General features: G+C 58.2%; 3 protein-coding genes. 1 reads left to right on the top strand and 2 read right to left on the bottom strand.

Going from position 1 to position 1611, the window contains the following annotated elements:
* The coding region (locus ADADOO_RS16550; RefSeq protein ID WP_511278613.1) for a nuclear transport factor 2 family protein at positions 1-417 on the top strand (417 nt) is incomplete at its 5' end.
* Between the two features lie 71 nt (positions 418-488).
* Here the strand turns inward: ADADOO_RS16550 and ADADOO_RS16545 are convergent.
* On the bottom strand, positions 489-1025 hold the full coding sequence (locus ADADOO_RS16545; protein ID WP_511278612.1) for a phasin family protein: 537 nt from the start codon (positions 1023-1025) through the stop codon (positions 489-491).
* Positions 1026-1308: 283 nt separating this feature from the next.
* On the bottom strand, positions 1309-1611 hold a 303-nt coding region (locus tag ADADOO_RS16540), incomplete at its 5' end, for an FAD-dependent protein (RefSeq protein ID WP_511278611.1).

Genomic DNA, 1611 nt, shown 5'->3' with positions numbered 1-1611 from the left:
CTCGACGAACTGATCGTCTTCTACAACGAATTCGCCCCGGCCAGCGTCGCCCGCTTTCCCGAGTTCTACAGCGACGACGCTTATTTCAAGGACCCGTTTAACGAGGTGCGTGGCATTCCGGCCATCCAGCGCATCTTCACGCATATGTTCGGGCAGGTCGCCGAGCCACGTTTTGTCGTGACTGAAAAGGTCGCCGACGATAACGGCGCGATGCTGGTCTGGGCGTTTTATTACCGCGTGAAGCTGTGGGGCAAGGGCGAGGCGCAGGTCATGCGCGGCGTATCGCATCTCAAATTCGATGCCGACGGCAAGGTCTGCTACCACCGCGACTACTGGGATGCGGCCGAGGAGTTGTACATGAAATTGCCAGCCATCGGGACATTGATGCGCGGCTTGCGACGCCTGCTGGCTGCCTGAGTTTTCAGGCGAGTCCCAAAGAAAAAGGCCCGCAGCGATGCGGGCCTTTCCAGTTCAGCGAGCGCTGAAAATTACTTGGACTTCTTGACAGCCTTGGCGGTGGCGCTGGTTGCAGCAGCCATGTTGGTCTGGGCCATTTCGGTCACTTGCTTGGCGGTCTTGCGCATGTTGTCGAAAGCCGAGTTGGCGGCAGCGATGGCGCTCTGAACGGCAGCAACGGCAACGTCGGAACCAGCCGGGGCAGACTTGGCTGCCTTTTCGAGCATGGCAGCAACATTCTTCTGGAAGTCGCCGAATTGGGCTTCAACCATCTTGGTCAGTTGTTCCTGGGTTTCGGTAGAGATTTCGTAAACCGACTTGGAGTAGGCAACCGCCTTCTCGACGCTCGGCTGGGTCAGGGAAGCCTGGATCGACAGGGCTTCTTGCGGATCCTTGGCACCCATCAGGGCCTTGGTGTTGGCGACGGAGTCTTCCAGCACCGAACGGGCGGTTTCCAGATTCAGGCTGGCGATGCGCTCAGCGGAAGCCAGGGCGGTGTTGGCAACGGACAGCAGGGAATCAACGGCAGCCTTGTTGGCGGCGGCGAATTGCTCGGGATTGATGGACATCGGACGCTCCTTAGGTGGGTAGTGAAAAGTGACAACAGCGTCATTGTACCTGTAATTATGGGTGATTGCTGCAGTGCAACAATAAAATTTTATGATCTGGATCAATTGCTTAGAAGATTTTCAGCAAACGAACGTTTAATTCGTGTCGCGTAGAAAAGCCGATTTCCAGCCTGGTTTTCCCGATGGAAAAGGCTGGGAATGATCCATTTGTCCGTATTTTGCGGCTTTGTTGCAACACTGTTTCGGCAAGGAAATGCCGGCAAATAGCGGACACCCCGGCAGGTCAGTTGCGCGCTGTGCCGGTGTTGCGTATTTGACACGCCGTGTCAATGTCACCGGTCATCGCCCGTGCCACGGCCTCGGCCACCTTGATGCCATCGACGCCGGCCGACAGAATCCCGCCAGCGTAACCGGCGCCCTCACCGGCCGGGTAAAGGCCGCGGGTGTTGATGCTCTGGTAGTCGTCACCGCGCTTGATGCGGACCGGTGACGAGGTGCGCGTCTCGACGCCGGTCAGGATGGCGTCGGCCATGGCGAAACCGCGAATCTGCTTGTCGAAGGCCGGGATGGCTTCGCGCAGCGCATC

Origin of the sequence: Azonexus sp., from assembly GCF_036170495.1 — a bacterium.
GTDB lineage: Bacteria > Pseudomonadota > Gammaproteobacteria > Burkholderiales > Rhodocyclaceae > Azonexus.
This window is presented reverse-complemented; position numbering and strand designations above follow the sequence as displayed.

Excerpts from the sequence above, each read along its gene's own strand:
- ADADOO_RS16545 (WP_511278612.1), bottom strand. The coding sequence starts at position 1,025 with ATGTCCATCAATCCCGAGCAATTCGCCGCCGCCAACAAGGCTGCCGTT.